Consider the following 18770-nt stretch of genomic DNA (forward strand, 5'->3'; position numbering starts at 1 on the left):
AGCGGGCCACGACGGTCCTGTGTGGACCGTTGGTGGGAGTGCGATGGGTGTACGAGCGTGGCTGTCCCGGTACGCCCCGGCCGAGGCGGCCGGCATCGCGGGAGCGCTCCTGGCCACCGCCCCGTTCGACGACCCGGGGGCGGCCGCGGTCGCCGGCACCGTGGGTGAGACGGTCGGCTTCTACGCGATGATCTTCGCCCGGGACGTCCGCGCCGGGGCCCGGCCCGCCGGGGTGGTCCGCGACATGGTGCTGGAGTTCGGCCCGGCCGAGCTTCTCGACACGCTGCTGGTCCGCCCGGCGGCGATGTACCTGGCCACCCGCGCGTTGGGCACGACCACCACGGGCGTGGTCGTGGGCAAGCTGGCCGCGGACGCGGTCTTCTACGCGGTCGCCATCATCGGCTACGAGCTGCGCCGGTCGCGCGTCGCCGAATCGAAGGACTCGACCGGGGTGCCGCCCCCTGGCTAACGTCCGGGCTGACCTTGATCGATGTCTACGGGGAGGTTCCACCATGACTCGACGCACTCTCACCGCCCGGCTGGCCGTCGTCGGCGCCGTGGCCGCGGCCGTCACCGCGGTCGCCGCCGCCCCGGCCCAGGCCGGCATCTACACCTGGAAGTTCCAGGGAAGCCAGGCCAGCAACGCCGACTGTGTCGCGGCCGGCACGGCGGCGGTCCGCAGCGGCGACGCCGACGTCTACCGCTGCAGCGGGGCCGCCGGCACCGAGCTGTATTTCGGTTACGTCTGGTAGGGGTGCGCTGATAGCTTCCGCGGTCGTGACCGCTGACTATCGCACCGTCAACCGCGCCAACTGGGACGAGCGCGCGCCGGCGCACGCCGCGTCGCCCGACTACGGCCTCGACCGGTTCGCCGCCGACCCGGCGCACCTGCATCCCGTGGTCCGGTTCGACCTGCCCCGGCTCGGGGACCTGACCGGCCTGCGCGGCGTCCACCTGCAGTGCCACATCGGCACCGACACCGTCTCGCTGTCCCGCCTCGGCGCGCGGATGACCGGCCTGGACTTCTCGCCGGCCGCCGTCGCCGAGGCGCGCCGTCTCGCGGAGCGCCTCGGTGACCCGACCGACTTCGTCGAGTCCGACGTGTACGCGGCCGCGGACGTGCTCGAGGCCGGCGCGTACGACCTGGTCTTCACCGGCATCGGCGCGCTGTGCTGGCTGCCCTCCGTCGACCGCTGGGCCGACGTGGTCGCCCGGCTGCTCAAGCCCGGCGGCCGGCTGTTCCTCCGCGAGGGCCACCCGATGCTGTGGTCGCTCGACGACGCCGCGGACCAGTTGATCGTGCGCTACCCCTACTTCGAGACCGCCGAGCCGATCGTCTGGACCGAGGGCGGCACCTACGTCAGCACCGACGCGGTCTTCACCCAGAACGTGACGCACGAGTGGAACCACGGCCTCGGCGAGATCGTCACCGCGCTGCTGGCGCACGGGCTGCGCCTGACGATGCTGGTCGAGCACGACAGCGTGCCCTGGGAGGCGCTGCCGGGCCGGATGGTGTGCGGCGACGACGGGGAGTGGCGGCTCACCGAGGGCCGCGAGCGCGTTCCGCTCTCGTACACCCTGCAAGCGGTCAAGATGGGTGAGTGACTGATCTCCCGGAGACGATGACGGCGTGGCAGGTGGTGGCGCCCGGTCCGCTGGCCGACCACCCGCTGCGCCGCGCCGAGCTTCCCGTGCCCACGCCGGCCGCCGACGAGGTGCTGGTCAAGGTCGAGGCGTGCGCGGTCTGCCGCACCGACCTGCACGTCGCCGAGGGTGACCTGCCGCCGCACCGCAGCCCGGTGGTGCCCGGGCACCAGGTCGTCGGGCGGGTGGTCGCCCGGGGCAGCCAGGCGACGGCCTACGTGCCCGGCGACCGGGTCGGCATCGCCTGGCTGCGACACACCGACAACACCTGCGTGTACTGCCGGCGGGGCAGCGAGAACCTCTGCCCGTCGTCCCGCTACACGGGGTGGGACGCCGACGGCGGCTACGCGGAGTACGCGGCCGCTCCGGAGGCGTACGTCTACCCGCTGCCCGCCGACCGCGACGCGCGTGAGCTGGCCCCGTTGCTGTGTGCCGGGATCATCGGCTACCGGGCGCTGCTGCGGGCCGACCTGCCACCGGGCGGCACGTTGGGCATCTACGGCTTCGGCGCCTCGGCGCACCTGACCGCGCAGGTCGCCATCGCGCAGGGGGCGACCGTACACGTGATGACCCGGTCCCTGGCCGCGCAGCGGCTGGCCCTGGAGCTCGGCGCGGCGTCGGCCGGCGGTGCCGCTGACCGTCCGCCGGGCAAGCTCGACGCGGCTATCCTGTTCGCGCCCGTCGGCACGCTCGTGCCCGTCGCCCTCGCGGCGCTCGACCGCGGCGGGACCCTGGCGGTCGCCGGCATCCACCTGACCGACATCCCGGCTCTGAACTACGAGAAGCACCTCTTCGAGGAGCGCACCCTGCGCAGCGTCACGGCCAACACCCGCGCCGACGGCCGGGCCTTCCTCGCGGCGGCGGAGGCCCACCCGCCGGTGGTGCACCGCCAGGAATATCCGTTGGCGTCCGCGGACCAGGCCCTCGCCGACCTGGCCGGCGACCGGGTCGACGGCGTCGCCGTGCTGATCCCCTAGGCCAGCACGTCCTGGTAGACCGCCATCGTGCGCTCGGCGATCGAGGCCCACGAGAAGTGGGTGACCGCGCGCTCGCGGCCGGCCGCGCCCATCCGGGTCGCCCGGGCCGAGTCGGCGAGCAGCGTGTTGATGGCGGCGGCCAGGTCGGCGACGAACCGGTCCGGGTCCACCGGCGTGCCGGTGCCGTCGGTGGCCTGCTCGATCGGCACCAGCAGGCCGGTGACGCCGTCGTCGACGACCTCCGGGATGCCGCCGGTCGCGGTGGCCACCACCGCGGTCTCGCAGGCCATCGCCTCCAGGTTGACGATGCCCATCGGCTCGTAGATCGACGGGCACACGAACACCGTGCTGCGCGTCAGGAGCTGGATGACGTCGGGCTTGGGCAGCATCTCCGGGACCCAGAAGATCCCGCCGTGCCGCTGCCGCAGCTCGTCGACGAGCTCGCGGACCTCGGCGGCGATCTCGGGCGTGTCGGGGGCACCGGCCAGCAGCACGAGCTGGGCCTCGGCGGGCAGTTCGCGGGCGGCCCGCAGCAGGTACGGGAGGCCCTTCTGGCGGGTGATCCGGCCGACGAAGATGGCGGTCGGGCGGGCCGGGTCGGCGCCGATCCGGTCCCAGACGTCGGTGCCGGTGTCCGGCTGGTACTGCACCGTGTCGATGCCGTTGTGCACCACGCGTACGCGGTCGGGGTTCACCCCGGGGTAGGCGGTCAGCACGTCGCGGCGCATCCCGGCGGACACCGCGATGACGGCGTCGGCGGCCTCGATGGCGGTGCGCTCCGCCCACGACGAGAGCCGGTAGCCGCCGCCGAGCTGTTCGGCCTTCCACGGGCGCAGCGGCTCCAGGCTGTGGGTGGTGACCACGTGCGGCACGCCGTGCAGGAGCTTGGCGGTGTGGCCGGCCAGGTTCGCGTACCACGTGTGGCTGTGCACGACGTCGGTGCCCTCGGTGCCGGCGGCCATCTCGAGGTCGACGCCCAGCGTGCGCAGCGCCGGGTTGGCGGTTTTCAGACCCGTTGGCTCCGCGTACGCGGTCACGCCCGGCTCGGTGCGCGGCGCGCCGAAGCAGTGGACCCGGACGTCGGCGAGCCGCCGCAGGTCACGAGCCAGATATTCCAGGTGTACGCCGGCGCCGCCGTACACCTCCGGCGGGTACTCGCGCGTGAGGAGATCGACTCGAATCCTGTCCACAGCGGAAACCTTAGACGGGACCCGCCCCCTCGGCTGGTGCGCGGCCCGCCGGGTGGCTAGCGTCTGCTCATGGCTCCCAAAGTCCTCGCGATGGTTCTCGCCGGTGGTGAGGGCAAGCGGCTGATGCCGCTGACCGCCGACCGCGCCAAGCCAGGCGTCCCGTTCGGCGGTATCTACCGGATGATCGACTTCGTCCTCTCGAACCTGGCGAACGCCGGCTATCTCAAGATGGTCGTGCTGACCCAGTACAAGTCGCATTCGCTGGACCGGCACATCACCAAGACCTGGCGCATGTCGAACCTGCTGGGCAACTACGTGACGCCGGTGCCGGCACAGCAGCGGCTCGGGCCGCGCTGGTTCGCGGGGTCGGCGGACGCGATCTACCAGAGCCTCAACCTCGTGCACGACGAGAAGCCCGACTACGTCATCGTGTTCGGCGCCGACCACATCTACCGCATGGACCCCGCGCAGATGGTCAAGCAGCACATCGACTCGGGCGCCGACGTCACGGTGGCCGGCATCCGCCAGCCGATCTCGATGGCCGACCAGTTCGGCGTCATCGAGGTCGCCGGCGACGGCAAGCGCATCCAGGCGTTCCGGGAGAAGCCCAGCGACGCCCGGGGGCTGCCGGACTCGCCCGACGAGATCTTCGCCTCGATGGGCAACTACGTGTTCACGGCCGAGGCGCTGATCGACGCGGTCACCCGCGACGCGCAGAACCCGTCGAGCAAGCACGACATGGGCGGCAACATCATCCCGATGCTGGTCGAGCGCCAGGCCGCCAGCGTCTACGACTTCGCCGACAACGTGGTGCCGGGCTCGACCGAGCGCGACCGGGGCTACTGGCGCGACGTGGGGACCCTGGACTCGTTCTACGAGGCCCACATGGATCTCATCTCGATCCATCCCGTGTTCAACCTCTACAACTTCGAGTGGCCGATCTACACCGACTACAACCCGTGGCCGCCGGCGAAGTTCGTGCACGGCTGGCAGGAGCGGGTCGGCCGAGCGGTGGGCTCGATGGTCTCGCCGGGCGCGGTGATCTCGGGGTCGTTGGTCGAGAACTCGGTGGTCTCGCCGAACGTCAAGGTCCACTCGTGGGCACACGTGGCCGGCTCCGTGCTCATGGAGGGGGTCGACATCGGCCGCCACGCGGTGGTCCGCAACGCGATCCTGGACAAGAACGTCGTGATCCCCGAGGGCGCGGAGATCGGCGTGGACCTGGAACGCGACCGCCGCCGTTTCACCGTGTCGGACAACGGCATCGTGGTGATCGGAAAGGGCCAGCGGGTCGAGGCCTGAACCCGACATCCGGGGGCGGAAGCACCGCAGACGAACAATCCTCGTCCTCGACGCGACGGGGGCCGGTGACCCGACTACGGTGGAGATCATGGCTGAGGTCGATCCCGTGCCGCCGAAGACCGACCCCTCGGGGGCCGCTGGGCCGCCCCCCGAGAGCGCCCGTCCGGCGCCACCCAAGCCCGGCCCACCCCCGGCGCGCCCGGGCGCGCCCAAGCCTGGGCCAGCCCTCGGCAAACCGGGCGCGCCCAAGCCCGGCCCAGCTCCCGCGAAGCCGGCACCGTCGGTAGCGGCTGCGGCTTCGAAGCCCGCGCCGCTCCCTGCCCCGAACGGCGCGGAGCCCGCGTCGCCGGCCGGAGAGCAGGCGGCGACTCCAGGCGCCGCGGGGCGGCCGTCCGACCCCGGCACGCCGGTTTCCGCGGATGGTCCCAAGCCTGGTCCTGCCGCGACGCCGAGGCCCGGACTGTCGAGCGCTGCGGCGACGCCCAAGCCCGGGCCGCCGGCCGCGACGGCGAAGCCCACCTCGACTCCGTCTCCCGAGTCCGCGCGGCCCGCGGGCACTGCGGCTCCCGCGCCGGCGCCGGTCCACGCGCCGCAGGCGACGGCCGCGCCCAAGACTGAGCCCGCCTCCGCCGATCCGGCGCGGGCGCCCCGGGCCGGGCGGCAGGCTCCGGTCGAGCCGGATCCCGCAGACGGCCGGATTCCCATCGACGCCGTCGGGCCGTCGGTGAGCGGCGGCAAGTACCCGGCCAAGGCCGTCGTCGGCGAGATCATCCCGGTCTCCGCCACCGTCTTCCGCGAGGGCCACGACGCCGTCGGAGCCAACGTGGTCTGGCGTGATCCCGACGGCACCGAAGGTCCGTTCACCCGGATGAGCCCCGGCGCCCCCGGCACCGACCGGTGGCACGCCACCTTCGAGCCGCGGGCCGTCGGCGCCGGCAGCTTCGTCGTCGAGGCGTTCAGCGATCCCTATCTGAGCTGGCGCGACGCCGTCGAGAAGAAGATCGCCGCCGGGCAGGACGTGACCGACCTGGCCAACGACCTCGTCGAGGGGGCCGCGCTGCTGGATCGGGCCGCCGCCGGCGTACCCGATGATCAACGGGAGCGGGTGACCAAGGCGGCCGAAGCCCTGCGGGCCGAGGACCTCGCGCTCGGCATCCGGGTCTCGCCCGCGCTCGGCCTCGCCGACCTGCTCTGGCGCTACCCGGTGCGTGAGCTCGTGACGCGCAGCGACGCGTACCCCGTCTGGGTCGATCGCAAGAAGGCCCTTTTCTCGGCCTGGTACGAGTTCTTCCCGCGCTCCGAGGGCGCCGTCGTCGGTGACGGGCACAGCGAGCAGGGCACGTTCGCGACCGCCCAGAACCGGCTGCCCGGCGTCGCCAAGATGGGCTTCGACGTGCTCTACCTGCCGCCGATCCATCCCATCGGCCGGGTCAACCGCAAAGGCAAGAACAACGCCCTCGTGGCCGAGGAGAGCGACGTCGGCTCGCCGTGGGCGATCGGCGCCGAGGAGGGCGGGCACGACGCGATCCACCCGAAGCTCGGCACGCTCGAGGACTTCCGGGCGTTCATCGCCGCGGCCGCCGAGCACGGGCTCGAGGTGGCGATGGACCTCGCGCTGCAGTGCGCCCCGGACCACCCGTGGGTCAAGGAGCACCCCGAGTGGTTCACGACCCGGGCCGACGGCACGATCGCGTACGCCGAGAACCCGCCGAAGAAGTACCAGGACATCTACCCCCTGAACTTCGACAACGACCCGGAAGGGATCCGGCAGGAGATCCGGCGGGTCGTCCTGCACTGGGTGGCCCAAGGCGTCAAGATCTTCAGAGTGGACAATCCGCACACCAAGCCGGTCAACTTCTGGCATTGGCTGATCGCGGAGGTCAAGGACGTCGATCCGGACGTGCTGTTCCTCGCCGAGGCGTTCACGCGGCCGGCGATGATGAACGGGCTGGGCAAGATCGGGTTCAGCCAGTCGTACACCTATTTCACGTGGCGGACGACCGCGTGGGAGATGCGGGAGTACTGCGAGCAGCTTGTCGCCGCGGCCGACCACATGCGGCCGAACTTCTGGCCGAACACGCCCGACATCCTGCACGAGACGCTCCAGCACGGCGGCCCGCCGATGTTCAAGATCCGTGCGGTGCTGGCCAGCATGCTGATGCCGTCGTGGGGCGTCTACGCCGGCTTCGAGCTGTTCGAGCACGTCGCCCGCCCGGGCGCGGAGGAATATCTGGACAACGAGAAGTTCGAGCTGCGCCCCCGGGACTGGGCCGGCGCCGAGGCGGCGGGCCGCTCGCTCGCCGGCTTCCTGAGCCGGCTCAACGCGATCCGGCGTGACAACCCGGCCCTGCACTGGCTGCGGAACCTGCGTTTCCACGAGATCGACAACCCGGCGCTGCTGTGCTGGTCGAAACGCGACCCGCGCGCCGACAACACCGTTCTGGTCGTCTGCTCGTTCGACTCGAGCGGGGACCAGTGGGGAAACACCACACTGGACATGCCGGCGCTCGGCCTGGACTGGCACGAACGGTTCGTGGTGACCGACCAGCTCACCGGGGGCACGTACGACTGGGGCCAGCGCAACGCGGTCCGGCTCGACCCGTTCCTCGAGCCGGCGCACATCCTCTCGGTGCGACCGCGTCGGTGAGGGCGAGGAACCGCGCCGGGAGGCGCGGGGTGAGGTAGGGACTGACCAGATGACCGACCAGCTGATCTCCGGCGCGGAGCACGACCCGCACGCGTACCTGGGCGCGCATCCACACGCCGGGAGCACCACCATCCGGACGCTGCGCCGGGGTGCCGACACGGTCGCGATCGTCGTCGGAGACGAACGCCACCCCGCGACGCGCGTACACCCGGAAGGGATCTTCGAAGCGGTCGTGGCCGGCGAGGTCCTGGACTACCGGGTCGACGCGGACGGGCGGATCTTCGACGATCCCTACCGGTACGGGCCGACGATCGGCGAGCTCGACCTGCACCTGATCAACGAGGGCCGGCACGAGAAGCTCTGGGAGGCGCTCGGCGCGCACGCCCGCGACGGCGGCGTGTCGTTCACGGTCTGGGCTCCGAGCGCGCAGGGCGTACGCGTGATCGGCGACTTCGCCGGTTGGGGACCGCACGACGGCTACCCGATGCGCTCGATGGGCAGCAGCGGCGTCTGGGAGATCTTCGTGCCGGACGCCGCGGTCGGCCACCGCTACAAGTACCGCATCCTCGGCCGCGACGGCACCTGGCGCGAGAAGGCCGACCCGATGGCCCGCCGCACCGAGATCCCGCCGCGCACCGCCTCGGTCGTCGACGAGTCGTCGTACGACTGGAAGGACGCCGAGTGGATGACGCGCCGGTCGTCGGCCAAGCCGCACCAGGAGGCGATGAGCGTCTACGAGGTGCACCTCGGCTCGTGGCGGCCCGGCCTAGGCTACCGGGAGCTCGCCGACCAGCTCACCGAATATGTCGTCGAGATGGGCTTCACGCACGTCGAGTTCCTGCCGGTGATGGAGCACCCGTTCGGCGGCTCGTGGGGCTACCAGGTCACCGGCTACTTCGCGCCCACCGCGCGGTTCGGGTCGCCGGACGACTTCCGCTATCTGGTCGACCGGCTGCACCAGTCGGGGATCGGTGTCCTGCTCGACTGGGTGCCGGCGCACTTCCCGCGGGACGAGTGGGCGCTGGCCCGGTTCGACGGGACGCCGCTCTACGAGCACGGAGACTGGCGCCGCGGCGAACACCCCGACTGGGGTACGTACATCTTCGATTACGGGCGCCGCGAGGTGCGCAACTTCCTCGTCGCCAACGCGCTCTACTGGTGCGCCGAGTTCCACGTCGACGGCCTGCGGGTCGACGCGGTCGCGTCGATGCTCTACCTCGACTACTCGCGCGAGGAGGGGCAGTGGGAGCCCAACCAGTACGGCGGGCGCGAGAACCTCGACGCGATCGGCTTCCTGCAGGAGACGAACGCGACCGTCTACAAGCACCACCCCGGTGTCGTCATGATCGCCGAGGAGTCGACGGCCTATCCGGGCGTCACCTGGCCCACGTCCGGCGGCGGGCTCGGGTTCGGCTTCAAGTGGAACATGGGATGGATGCACGACACGCTGCTGTACGTGTCGAAGGAGCCGATCCACCGCCAGTACCACCACAACCAGGTGACGTTCTCCATGGTGTACGCGTGGTCCGAGAACTACGTGCTGCCCATCTCGCACGACGAGGTCGTCCACGGAAAGCGGTCGTTGCTCTCGAAGATGCCCGGGGATCTCTGGCAGCGGTTGGCCAATGTGCGGGCGCTGTTGGCGTTCATGTGGGCGCATCCCGGCAAGCAGTTGCTGTTCATGGGGTGTGAGCTCGGGGACGACGAGGAGTGGAACGAGGAGCGTGGGCTGAACTGGGGTCTCGCCTCGGATCCGCAACGGTCGGGGTTGCAGCGGTTGGTCCGGGATATCAATGCTATTTATCGGACGTCGCCTGAGCTGTGGTCGCAGGACACCACGCCGGCTGGGTTCCGGTGGATCGTGTCGGATGACGCGTCCAACAACACGCTCGCGTTCATCCGGTTGGCGCCGGACGGGTCGCCGCTGGTCTGTGTCGTGAACTTCGCGGCCGTACCCCACGAGAACTATCGGGTCGGGTTGCCCCGGGCCGGGTCGTGGACCGAGGTGCTCAACACGGACGCGGCCGACTACGGGGGTTCCGGGGTGGGGAACCTGGGTGCGGTGACGACCGAAGAGGTGCACTGGCACGGGATGCCGGCTTCGGCGCGGCTGCGGGTGCCGCCGTTGGGCGCTCTGTGGTTGCGGCCGGCCTGAGTCTCTTTTTGGTGGTCCCCGGGGTCTTTCGCCCCGGGGACCACTTCTTCGCTACCAGTTGAAGCCGGCGGCGTAGCTCACCTGGGCGAGGGCCGTCTGGCCGGCGGCGTTGGGGTGGAAGTAGTCCCAGCCGGAGACCTGGCTGAAGGCGAACGGGTAGTTGAAGACCGCGTTGTCGTCGAAGTCGCAGTTGGAGCCGTAGGCCGCGCAGGCCTGGGCGAGCTGCGTGTTGAAGTCGACGACGCGCTGGCGTACCCGATCGCGCCGTTGGGTGTCGGCTGTCGCCGTTGACGTGGGGTTGGCCAGCATCGACTTGCAGATGCCGAAGAGCGACCACGCGGTGCGGGCGCTGCCGCTCGTCCGACCGACCTCCCAGAGGCGCTTGATGTCGGGGATGCTGATCACGGCGACCTTGGCGTTGGGCAGGCCGCTCTTGAGGGTGTTCAACGCGGTGTCGATGTGCGCTCTGAACGTGCTGACGGCCGTCATGGAGCTCTCGGAGCTGGTGCAGGCGTCGTTGGCGCCGATGAGGATCGTGACGTACTGGGGGTTGCGGCCGACGGTGGCCGTGGCCTGGCCGGGCATGTCGTCGGCCTTGGCACCGGACGCGGCCTGGTTGTAGTTCTTCCCGTTGATCGCGCTGTTCTTCGCGCGGATCCGCAGGTAGTGGCTGTTGATCGCGGACTCGCTGCCCGTGCTGAACGACCGCGAGGTGCAGTCGAAGTAGAAGCCACAGGCGTTGAAGCCCCGGGTGATCGAGTCACCCATGCTGGCCATGGAGCTCGGCGGGGGTCCGGGGTCGGCCTTCGCGGGGGTGGCGACCGCCATGGTGCTCGCTGTGAGCGTGGCGGCGGCGAGCAGGGTGACCAGCCGGCGACGGGGGGATGTGGAAGTACTCACGCGACCTCCCATAGGTGCACGAGTTACCGCCGGGTAACGGCGAGTGAACGCACGTTAACTCGGTGTCAGATCGATATCAATGGCTGCGTACGAGGTTTCGCCCCAGTCGCGATGTCCAGCCTTCCTGGCCCTTCGGTCGTGGCGGTTGTGCCACGCCGGTTGGTTGTCGCAGGTCAGCGCTGGCTTGATTGCCTACGGTGGGTCGCTTGGTCCGGTGGGTCGCTTGGTCCGCGGGTCACTCAGCCCCGCGGGTTGCTCAGTCCCGTGGGTCGCTTAGTCCGGGGCGCGCTCAGTCCGGGGGGTCGAAGGCCTCGAGCTCGGCTACTCCGGTGCCGATGCGGCCGAGGAGCTGGAGTGGGGACTCGCCCTCGTATTCGGCGACCTGCTCGGCCAGCCGGCCGGCGAGGGCACCCAGCCCGACGATGACGTCGGAGGCGTCGACCGTGGGGGACCGCCCGGGGTCGGAGTCGATCACGGCGATGGCGAACTCCGCCATGTTCTGGACGAGCGCGGATCGGCCGAGCGCGGCGGCGGTGATCGCCTCGGTGGGGGTCTTGTCCTCGCGATCGCCGACGATGCGAGCCAGGGTCCCGACCAGATCGACCATCCCACCGGCGACGTCGACGGCGTCGTCCGAGGTCACGTTGAGCAGGACGGCGAGCGCCTCGCGATCCTTGCGAAGCCCGGCAGCGACGGCGGCAACCGCATGACCCATGGCGTCGGCGGGCGTCATTGGCCGACCATACGCGCCGAAGGTCAACGCGAGGTGTCACGCCGCTCTTCGGTCGCGGCTTCGGCTGTCGTCGGAGAGCGGGTGGAGACCGTGAGCGGCCGAACGCGATCGGGATCAGTGACGGTGGGTCGATCCCCCCGGGGCGACCGGGCCGGGCCGTCGCGGTTTGGTTGGTCAGGCGTGGGTCGGGTGGCGGCCGAGCCAGGCGACGACCGAGTCGCCCGGCATCGCAGGGGCGTAGAGGTAGCCCTGGGCCAGGTCGCAGCCGGCCTCGGTGAGGAGGCGGGCCGTGTAGCGGTTCTCGACGCCCTCGGCGACGACCCGCAGGCCCAGCGCGCGGGCCAGGTCCACGGTCGAGCGCACGATGACCGCGTCGTCGGCGTTGTGCGCGATGCCGCCGACGAACGACCGGTCGATCTTGATCTCGCGCAGTGGCAGGCGGCGGAGGTGCTGCAGGGACGAGTAGCCCGTACCGAAGTCGTCCAGGGAGATCGCGACCCCGGCGGCGGCGAGCTTGGCGATGGTGTCCCGCAGTTGGGCCAGGTCCGCCGTCAGCGCGCTCTCGGTGATCTCCACCTGGATCAGCTCCGGCGGCACCTTGTGCTCGGCGAGCCGTTCGGTGAGCTGGGTGATGATCTCGTCGCCGTGCAGGTCGCGGATGCTGACGTTCAGGGAGGTACGCAACGACACGCCGGCGGCCAGCCAGCGGCCCTGCTGCGCGACCACCTCGTCGATCACCCGCTGCGTGATCATGCGCATCACCGGGGTGTGCTCGGCGATCCGGAGCAGGTCGGCGGGTGGGATCGCGCCCTGCGTCGGGTGCTTCCAGCGCAGGAGCGCCTCGAAGCCCACGACGTGGCCGGTGGCCAGGTCGATCTGGGGCTGGTAGTGCAGCGCGACCGCGTCCTCGCCGCTGTCCAGCGTCCGGCGGAAGTCGGTGAGCAGGGCGAGGCGCTCGGGGGAGTTGTGGTCGTCCTCGGCGCGATAGGCCTGGATGGGCCAACCGCGCTGCTTGGCGAGGTACATGGCGACATCGGCGTGCCGCATCACGGTCGCGAAGTCGGTGCCGTCCCGCGGTGCGAGCGCGACGCCGATCGACCCGGTGATGTCGACCTGGAGACCGTCGAGCATGACCGGCGTCGCCATCGCCTCGGTCAGCGTCTCGGCGAGCCGGCGGGCCTCGGTCTCGGTGCTCACCGGCGCGACGACCGCGAACTCGTCACCGCCGAGCCGGGCCGCGGTGGCGTCGGCCGGCAGGGCCTCCCGCAGCCGGTGGCCGACCGCGACCAGCAGCCGGTCGCCGACCTCGTGGCCGAGCGCGTCGTTGACGTACTTGAAGCGGTTGAGGTCCAGCAGCAGCATCGCCAGCGGCGGCTCCTGCGCCGGGTCGCGGCCGTCCCGTCGGAGCCGGCCGAACGCGGCCCGCAGCCCGGTGCGGTTGGCCAGGTCGGTCAGCGGGTCGCGGCGGGCGGTCAGGTCCCGCTCGGCGGACAACCGGGCCATCCGCTCGAAGGCGTACAGCGGCACGAACACGAGCGGCACAAAAGCGGCGCTGACGTGGGCGGCGACCGCCAGGAGTGGGCTCAGCAGCAGCAACGCGGCGATGGACAACAGCTCGTACGCCGGCGCCGGGCGCAGCATCTGCACGCCGGTGCGCCCCCGGGACGCGAGGCCGGCGGTGGTGCGCAGCAGTTGGTAGGCGATCAGCCAGACAGCGGCGGCGGCGATGACGGACACGGCGTCGCGCACGGCGTCGACGGTGCCGATCGAGTTGAAGGGGTCCGGACGTCCGACGACGAGCACCCCGAACGCGGCGGCCGTCGCGACCGCGAACTGCGCGGCCATGACCGCTGCCCGGCCCACGGGGTACCGCATCCGCCAGGCGACCACCCCCGCGGCCGCCGCTTGGACGAGGATCGCGGGTCCCAGCCCCCAGCAGAGCAGGATCGCGAAGGTGAAGCAGAGGGAGGGGCAGATCATCACCGGTTTGCCGTGGCGCCCGAGAGCGATGAACGCCCGCGCGTCGGCCAGCAGGGCCAGGCCGGCCATCAACCAGAACTCGGGATGACCGAAACCGTCGGCCAGCTCACCGGCGGCGGCGGACAGTGCGAGGCCGAGCAGGCCGAGCAGCACGATGCCGACCGCGTAGGCGGCCAGGGCACGGGGCCGGCGGCGCGCGAACCCCTGTGCGGCGGCGCCGACACGCGGGGTCAGGAGTGCCGGGGGTGCCTCGACCCTGAACATCCCGTAAACCGTAGCTGGTCATTTTGCCATAAGTCACCCTGAGCGTGGACTTTTCTCGGTTAATCAGGATCACAGGCCAATATCGAAAGGTATTGACGCGGGACTGGTCCGCGACCAGTATGGGAGCGCTTCCATTCACGTTGCTCCACGGATGGGCGTCCGTGGCGGGTTGGTGTCCTCCGGGCGGGCACCGCGCGAACGGGACCCGGCGGTCGTCCGTGGCGCGCTGCCGCCCGTACCCGTCGTGAGGAGGAACCACCCCCATGATCAAACCTGCCCGGGGCGCCCGCCCGGCGCGGACGGCCGTGATCGCCGCTGTCGTGGCGCTCGCGGTCCCGCTGGTCGTCGCGCCGATCGTCGCCGCGCCACCCGCCGCGGCCGACGCCGCGCTGCGCGTGCACGCCGCCGCGCGCGGCAAGTTCGTCGGCTACGCGGCCAGCACCAGCCCGCTGGCCAACGAGGCCGCCTACCGGTCGATCGCGGCGTCGGAGTTCAACCAGGTCACCGCCGAGAACGCCATGAAGTGGGAGTCGACCGAACCGTCGGACGGCAACTACACGTTCTCCGGTGCTGACCAGGTGGTCGCGTTCGCGGCCGCCAACAACCAGCAGGTGCACGGGCACACGCTGGTCTGGCATAGCCAGACGCCCGGCTGGGTGCAGGGCCTGTCGGCCAGCGCGATGCGGACCGCGATGCAGGACCACATCGCGACCGTGGTCGGTCGCTACGCCAACAACGCCGCCCTCGTCTCGTGGGACGTGGTCAACGAGGTGTTCGAGGAGAACGGCAGTCTGCGTACCAGCTTCTGGTACAACACCCTCGGCTCGTCGTACATCGCCGACGCGTTCCGGTACGCCCGCGCCGCGGACAGCAACGCGCGGCTGTGCATCAACGACTACAACGTCGAGGGCATCAACGCCAAGAGCACGGCGATGTACAACCTGGTGCGCCAACTACGCGCCGACGGCGTGCCGGTGGACTGTGTGGGATTCCAAGGTCACCTCGCTATCCAGTACGGGTTCCCGTCGCAGTTCCGCGAGAACCTGGAGCGGTTCGCCGCGCTCGGCGTGCAGGTGCGGATCACCGAGCTCGACGTGCGGATGCAGATGCCGCGCGACAGCACCAAAGACGCTACGCAGGCCACCTACTACCGCAACGTGGTGCAGGGCTGCTTGGCCGTGACCGCGTGCGCGGGCGTCACGATCTGGGGCTTCACGGACAAGTACTCGTGGGTGCCCGACGTCTTCTCCGGTGAGGGCGCAGCCCTGCCCTGGGACGCGAACTACTCGACGAAGCCGGCGTACACCGCGATCCACGACGCCCTCGACGACGGCTCCGACCCGGACCCTGACCCGGACACGACGCCACCGACGACGCCAGGGACGCCGGTCGCCTCGGGGGTGACCTCGTCCGGTCTCTCGTTGTCATGGACCGCCTCCTCGGATGCGGTAGGTGTCACGGGCTACGACGTGCTGCGGGCGACGGGAGCGAGCGGCGGCTCGTTCGCGGTGGTCGGCACTCCGTCGTCCGCGTCCTTCGTGGACAGTGGCCTGGCGGCGTCGACCACGTACCGCTACCAGGTCCGCGCCCGCGACGCGGCCGGCAACGTGTCGTCCCTGTCGCCGGTAGCCACGGTGACCACGACGGCGGGCGGTGGCGGGCCAGGCCCGTCGTCGTGCCGGGTCGCGTACACGATCAGCCCCTGGGGCGGAACGAACGGCTTCACGGCGGGTCTCGTGCTGACCAACACGGGTACCTCCTCGCTCTCGGGCTGGAGCCTTGCCTTCACGCTGCCGAGCGGCCAGACGATCACGCCTCCGGGCTGGTCGGCGACGTGGTCGCAGTCGGGCCAGGCGGTGACCGCGACCCCGCTGTCGTGGAACTCGACGCTCGCGCCGGGTGGCTCCACAACGATCGGCTTCAACGGCACCCACACCGGCGGAACCGGCGAACCCACCACCTTCACGGTGGGCAGCTCGTCCTGCACGGTGGTCTAGCTCGTCGCTCTGCGGTGGGCGGTCCGCTCATGCGGCGGACCGCCCACCGCACCGCACCTCCTTTCGTCATGGCCGGCTCGCCCACCCGACACGGTGTGCGCGGGTCGCATGTCGCTCGTGTCGTCGGAGGCAGCGGGCGATCGGCCTCCTGGCGGGATTCGGTCTGGCGCGATTCGGTCTCGCGCGATTTGGTCGAAGTGGCTTGGCGCAACTGGGCAGACCGGCACGTGGGTCCTGTTCCTGGCTGCGGACTGGGCGGCGCGGGTTCGAATGCGAATCTGACCTGGGCGCCCTCCATCAAGGCGTTGTCACGGATGCTGGCTGAGTTCGGGCGCGTCTCCACAGGTGAGTCGCACCGGTTGACGGGAGGTCTGCAGAAACGTCACCCGTCGTCGTTCGCAAGCTTGCCGTTGCTGTTGCGCCGCCGGATCGAACGTACCCATGGCTCAGGGGTGGCGGTAGCGGCGATTTTCGAGCCAGGCCACGGTTTTCCGGTAAACCGTCGGTTGCTATATCGATTCGTAACGTGGCGGTTGGGGCGAGCGCGTGACGGGGACGGTGCGAGTGTCGGTGGGTCGCGCGATGATGTGCCCGTGAGTGAACCGAGCGGCGTGATCTTCCCGCCCACCGCCAGCGGCACCGGCCTGACCTCGTCGCTGGGGCGGGCGGTGGTCGGTGACGCACTGCGCGCCGTCGACCCGATCGGCGCCGCGGCGGCGCAGCGCGAGACCGACTGGCGACGGGGCTACCTGGTGCACTTCCGCCGGCTCGTCGAGGCGGGTCTCGGCGGTGGCGAGGCGGCCCGGCAGATCGCCGCCGGCGGGCTCGCCTCGATCCACGAGCGCATGCGGTTCCGCACGGCTGACGGCGCGGTGGAGCCGTTGTCGGCGGCGTTCGCGGGGCCGGTCGAGCCGTTCTCGACCGCTACTGTCGGCGGCCAGGGGCGGGTCGACAAGGAGCTGACGCTGCCTTACCGGGGGGAGCGACTACGCGGCGACGGCATCAAGCGCCGGCTCGACGCCTGGCTGGCGGCGGGCATCATCGAGCCGTCGTGCGCCGAGGCGATCCGCACGGTCCAGGCCAACCCGGACTGGCTCGACCTCGGTGGCACGACGGTCGTCGCGCTGGGTGCCGGGGCCGAGATGGGGCCGGTGCCGTCCCTGCTGCGGTGGGGCAACCCGGTCGTCGCCGTCGACCTGGCGCGGCCCGGGCTGTGGTCGCGGCTGATCGAGATGGCCGGTCGCTATGGCGGGCGACTGCACGTCCCGGCGGTCAAGGGCGACACGGATCTCGCCGACCGCTCCGGCGCCGACCTGCTGCACGGCATCGCGTCCGTCGCCGGCTGGCTCGACGGGTTCGACGGCCGGCTGGTGGTGGGCAACTACGTCTACGCGGACGGCGCGATCAACGTGCGGCTCAGCACCGCGGTCGACGCGTTGACGAGCCACCTGCGCCAGTCGCGCCCCGACACGGCGCTGGCGTTCCTGGCCACGCCTACCGACGTGTTCGCGGTGCCGGGCGACGCCGTGGCGCACAGCGAACGCGCTTACGGGGCGCCGGCGGGCGTGGGGCGACTACGCCGGCCGCTGCGGCTGCTGTCGGGCGGGCGAATGCTGCGGCGCAACTACGCGCCGGGCGACGATCCGGGCATCTGCGACGCGTTGGTGGCGCAGCAAGGCCCGAACTACGCGCTCTCGAAGCGCATCCACCGCTGGCGGGCAACGGTGGCACGCTCCGAGGGCGTCGCGGTCAGCATGAACGTCGCACCGCCGACGCGCACCCGGTCGGTGGTCAAGAACAGGGCACTGGCGGCGGCGTACGCGGGCGCCCACCGCTTCGGTGTCGAGGTCTTCGAACCGGCGACAAGCAACACGCTGATGGCGGCGTTGCTGGTCCACGACCTACGCAACCCACCACGCCCGGCGGCGGAGGTCTGGCACGAGGAGGCGGAGTACGCGGCACACGGCGGGCTGTGGCGCTGCGCGTACGCGCCGAGGAGTGCGCTGGGCATCGCCGCGCTGCTGGGTTGGGGAGCGGCCCGTGGCTGACCACCCATCATGAATTGAGCTCGGTGCACCGACACCGACACCGACGCCGACCTCCCCGAGTTCGCGCTGCTCCTGGCTGACCGCGTCGCGGACGGCGGCGGCTGCGGGCGGAACCGATCGCGCCTTGAGGTTCGCGACCCGCCCGGCCGCCCCAGGCTGCTCGCAGCAGATCGGGACGCTGAGAACGCGGAGCATCACAGGCCGGATCCCGACCTCTCGGCAGCCGGGAAAGCGTCGGTGTTGAGTTCGAGCCGTTCACCGCGGGGAGGCACCAAGAATCATCCTAGGACGCCCTAGGGAGTGTGCGTTGTCCCAGGGTCGTGGGCCTATGGTTCTTGATCTTCCGGGCGGCGGCGCCGACACTGGCGGCGTGCAAGCGATCGAGACCGCGTTGATCGTTCCCGTGCCGGAGGTCGAGGGCGTCGTCGGTGCTCACCGCGCCCGGTTCGACCAGGCCGCGCGGTGGGGAGTGCCGGCGCATGTCACCGTGCTCTATCCGTTCGTTCGGCCCGAGGCGGTGACCGACGAACTCCTGGACGTCGTACGGGAGACGGTGGCCTCGATGCCGCGGTTCGAGATCGAGTTCGCGGACGTGCGCTGGTTCGGCGAGCAGGTGGCGTGGCTGGCACCCACGCCCGACCAGCCGTTCCGGGCGCTCACCCAAGCGCTGTGGGCGCGGTTTCCCGACTGTCCGCCGTACCGCGGTGAGTTCGACGACGTCGTACCCCATCTGACGATCGGGCACGACGTGCCGCTCGCCGACCTGACCGCCGCGGCCGACGCGGTGGCCGCTCGGTTGCCGTTGCGGGCCGAGCCGCGCGAGGTTCTGCTGATGGTCGGCGCTCCGGAACCGGACGCCTGGCGCACAGTGGCACGGTTCGCGTTGGGTGACGCATAAGGGCGTAGCGAACGTGTCAAGATCGGCCCGGGGGA

General features: G+C 71.1%; 14 protein-coding genes. 10 read left to right on the top strand and 4 right to left on the bottom strand.

The window, feature by feature from the left end; genetic code table 11:
* Positions 1–43: 43 nt before the first annotated feature.
* The 4 genes from AB0J88_RS10065 to AB0J88_RS10080 are packed head-to-tail and all read left to right on the top strand — an operon-like array spanning position 44 to position 2621.
* The gene (locus AB0J88_RS10065) at positions 44–469 is read left to right on the top strand and encodes a hypothetical protein (protein WP_364346437.1); all 426 of its coding nucleotides are present in this window, start codon (positions 44–46) and stop codon (positions 467–469) included.
* Between the two features lie 43 nt (positions 470–512).
* Positions 513–752: a hypothetical protein gene (locus AB0J88_RS10070; RefSeq protein WP_364346435.1), complete on the top strand. Its 240-nt coding sequence runs from the start codon at positions 513–515 to the stop codon at positions 750–752.
* Between the two features lie 25 nt (positions 753–777).
* On the top strand, positions 778–1605 hold the full coding sequence (locus AB0J88_RS10075) for a class I SAM-dependent methyltransferase (protein WP_364346433.1): 828 nt from the start codon (positions 778–780) through the stop codon (positions 1603–1605).
* Positions 1602–2621 carry a zinc-dependent alcohol dehydrogenase family protein gene (locus tag AB0J88_RS10080; protein WP_364346431.1) on the top strand — a complete coding sequence of 340 codons (1020 nt, stop codon included), beginning with the start codon at positions 1602–1604 and terminating at the stop codon, positions 2619–2621. The genes AB0J88_RS10075 and AB0J88_RS10080 overlap by 4 nt, the downstream gene beginning before the upstream one ends.
* On the opposite strand, the gene glgA is transcribed toward AB0J88_RS10080, so the two are convergent.
* Entirely contained in the window at positions 2618–3811 is a 1194-nt protein-coding gene (glgA, locus tag AB0J88_RS10085) for a glycogen synthase (RefSeq protein WP_364346429.1), read from the bottom strand. The two genes, AB0J88_RS10080 and glgA, sit on opposite strands and share 4 nt — an antisense overlap.
* Before the next feature lie 69 nt (positions 3812–3880).
* Between glgA and glgC the strand changes: the two genes are divergently transcribed.
* The 3 genes from glgC (at position 3881) to glgB (ending at position 9915) form a co-directional block, all read left to right on the top strand.
* Positions 3881–5113, top strand: a complete 1233-nt coding sequence (gene glgC, locus AB0J88_RS10090; protein ID WP_364346427.1) for a glucose-1-phosphate adenylyltransferase — start codon at positions 3881–3883, stop codon at positions 5111–5113.
* A gap of 697 nt (positions 5114–5810) precedes the next feature.
* Positions 5811–7760 (top strand): alpha-1,4-glucan--maltose-1-phosphate maltosyltransferase, encoded by a 1950-nt coding sequence (locus AB0J88_RS10095; protein ID WP_364347524.1) that lies wholly within the window; start codon positions 5811–5813, stop codon positions 7758–7760.
* Positions 7761–7809: 49 nt separating this feature from the next.
* On the top strand, positions 7810–9915 hold the full coding sequence (gene glgB / locus AB0J88_RS10100) for a 1,4-alpha-glucan branching protein GlgB (protein WP_364346425.1): 2106 nt from the start codon (positions 7810–7812) through the stop codon (positions 9913–9915).
* A gap of 51 nt (positions 9916–9966) precedes the next feature.
* Here glgB and AB0J88_RS10105 read toward each other — a convergent pair whose 3' ends face one another.
* The 3 genes from AB0J88_RS10105 to AB0J88_RS10115 form a co-directional block, all read right to left on the bottom strand.
* A complete protein-coding gene (locus AB0J88_RS10105; RefSeq protein ID WP_364346423.1) occupies positions 9967–10815 on the bottom strand; it encodes an SGNH/GDSL hydrolase family protein in 849 nt (282 codons plus the stop codon).
* A 289-nt stretch (positions 10816–11104) separates the two neighbouring features.
* Entirely contained in the window at positions 11105–11548 is a 444-nt protein-coding gene (locus AB0J88_RS10110) for a hypothetical protein (RefSeq protein ID WP_364346421.1), read from the bottom strand.
* Positions 11549–11722: 174 nt separating this feature from the next.
* Positions 11723–13792 (bottom strand): EAL domain-containing protein, encoded by a 2070-nt coding sequence (locus AB0J88_RS10115; protein ID WP_364346419.1) that lies wholly within the window; start codon positions 13790–13792, stop codon positions 11723–11725.
* Positions 13793–14055: 263 nt separating this feature from the next.
* On the opposite strand from AB0J88_RS10115, the gene AB0J88_RS10120 reads away from it, so the two are divergent.
* From AB0J88_RS10120 to AB0J88_RS10130, 3 genes are all read left to right on the top strand, one after another.
* Positions 14056–15789, top strand: coding sequence for an endo-1,4-beta-xylanase (locus tag AB0J88_RS10120; RefSeq protein WP_364346417.1), 1734 nt, complete (start codon positions 14056–14058; stop codon positions 15787–15789).
* 593 nt (positions 15790–16382) lie between these two features.
* Complete coding sequence (locus AB0J88_RS10125) at positions 16383–17837, top strand: hypothetical protein (RefSeq protein WP_364346415.1); 1455 nt, start codon at positions 16383–16385, stop codon at positions 17835–17837.
* A 370-nt stretch (positions 17838–18207) separates the two neighbouring features.
* Complete coding sequence (locus tag AB0J88_RS10130; protein WP_364346414.1) at positions 18208–18735, top strand: 2'-5' RNA ligase family protein; 528 nt, start codon at positions 18208–18210, stop codon at positions 18733–18735.
* Positions 18736–18770 lie beyond the last annotated feature (35 nt).

The sequence above is a fragment of the Asanoa sp. NPDC049475 genome (assembly GCF_040676915.1).
In the GTDB taxonomy this organism is placed as follows: domain Bacteria; phylum Actinomycetota; class Actinomycetes; order Mycobacteriales; family Micromonosporaceae; genus Asanoa.

Excerpts from the sequence above, each read along its gene's own strand:
- AB0J88_RS10115 (WP_364346419.1), bottom strand. The coding sequence starts at position 13,792 with ATGTTCAGGGTCGAGGCACCCCCGGCACTCCTGACCCCGCGTGTCGGC.
- AB0J88_RS10110 (WP_364346421.1), bottom strand. The coding sequence starts at position 11,548 with ATGACGCCCGCCGACGCCATGGGTCATGCGGTTGCCGCCGTCGCTGCC.
- glgC (WP_364346427.1), top strand. The coding sequence starts at position 3,881 with ATGGCTCCCAAAGTCCTCGCGATGGTTCTCGCCGGTGGTGAGGGCAAG.
- AB0J88_RS10065 (WP_364346437.1), top strand. The coding sequence starts at position 44 with ATGGGTGTACGAGCGTGGCTGTCCCGGTACGCCCCGGCCGAGGCGGCC.
- AB0J88_RS10070 (WP_364346435.1), top strand. The coding sequence starts at position 513 with ATGACTCGACGCACTCTCACCGCCCGGCTGGCCGTCGTCGGCGCCGTG.
- glgB (WP_364346425.1), top strand. The coding sequence starts at position 7,810 with ATGACCGACCAGCTGATCTCCGGCGCGGAGCACGACCCGCACGCGTAC.
- AB0J88_RS10120 (WP_364346417.1), top strand. The coding sequence starts at position 14,056 with ATGATCAAACCTGCCCGGGGCGCCCGCCCGGCGCGGACGGCCGTGATC.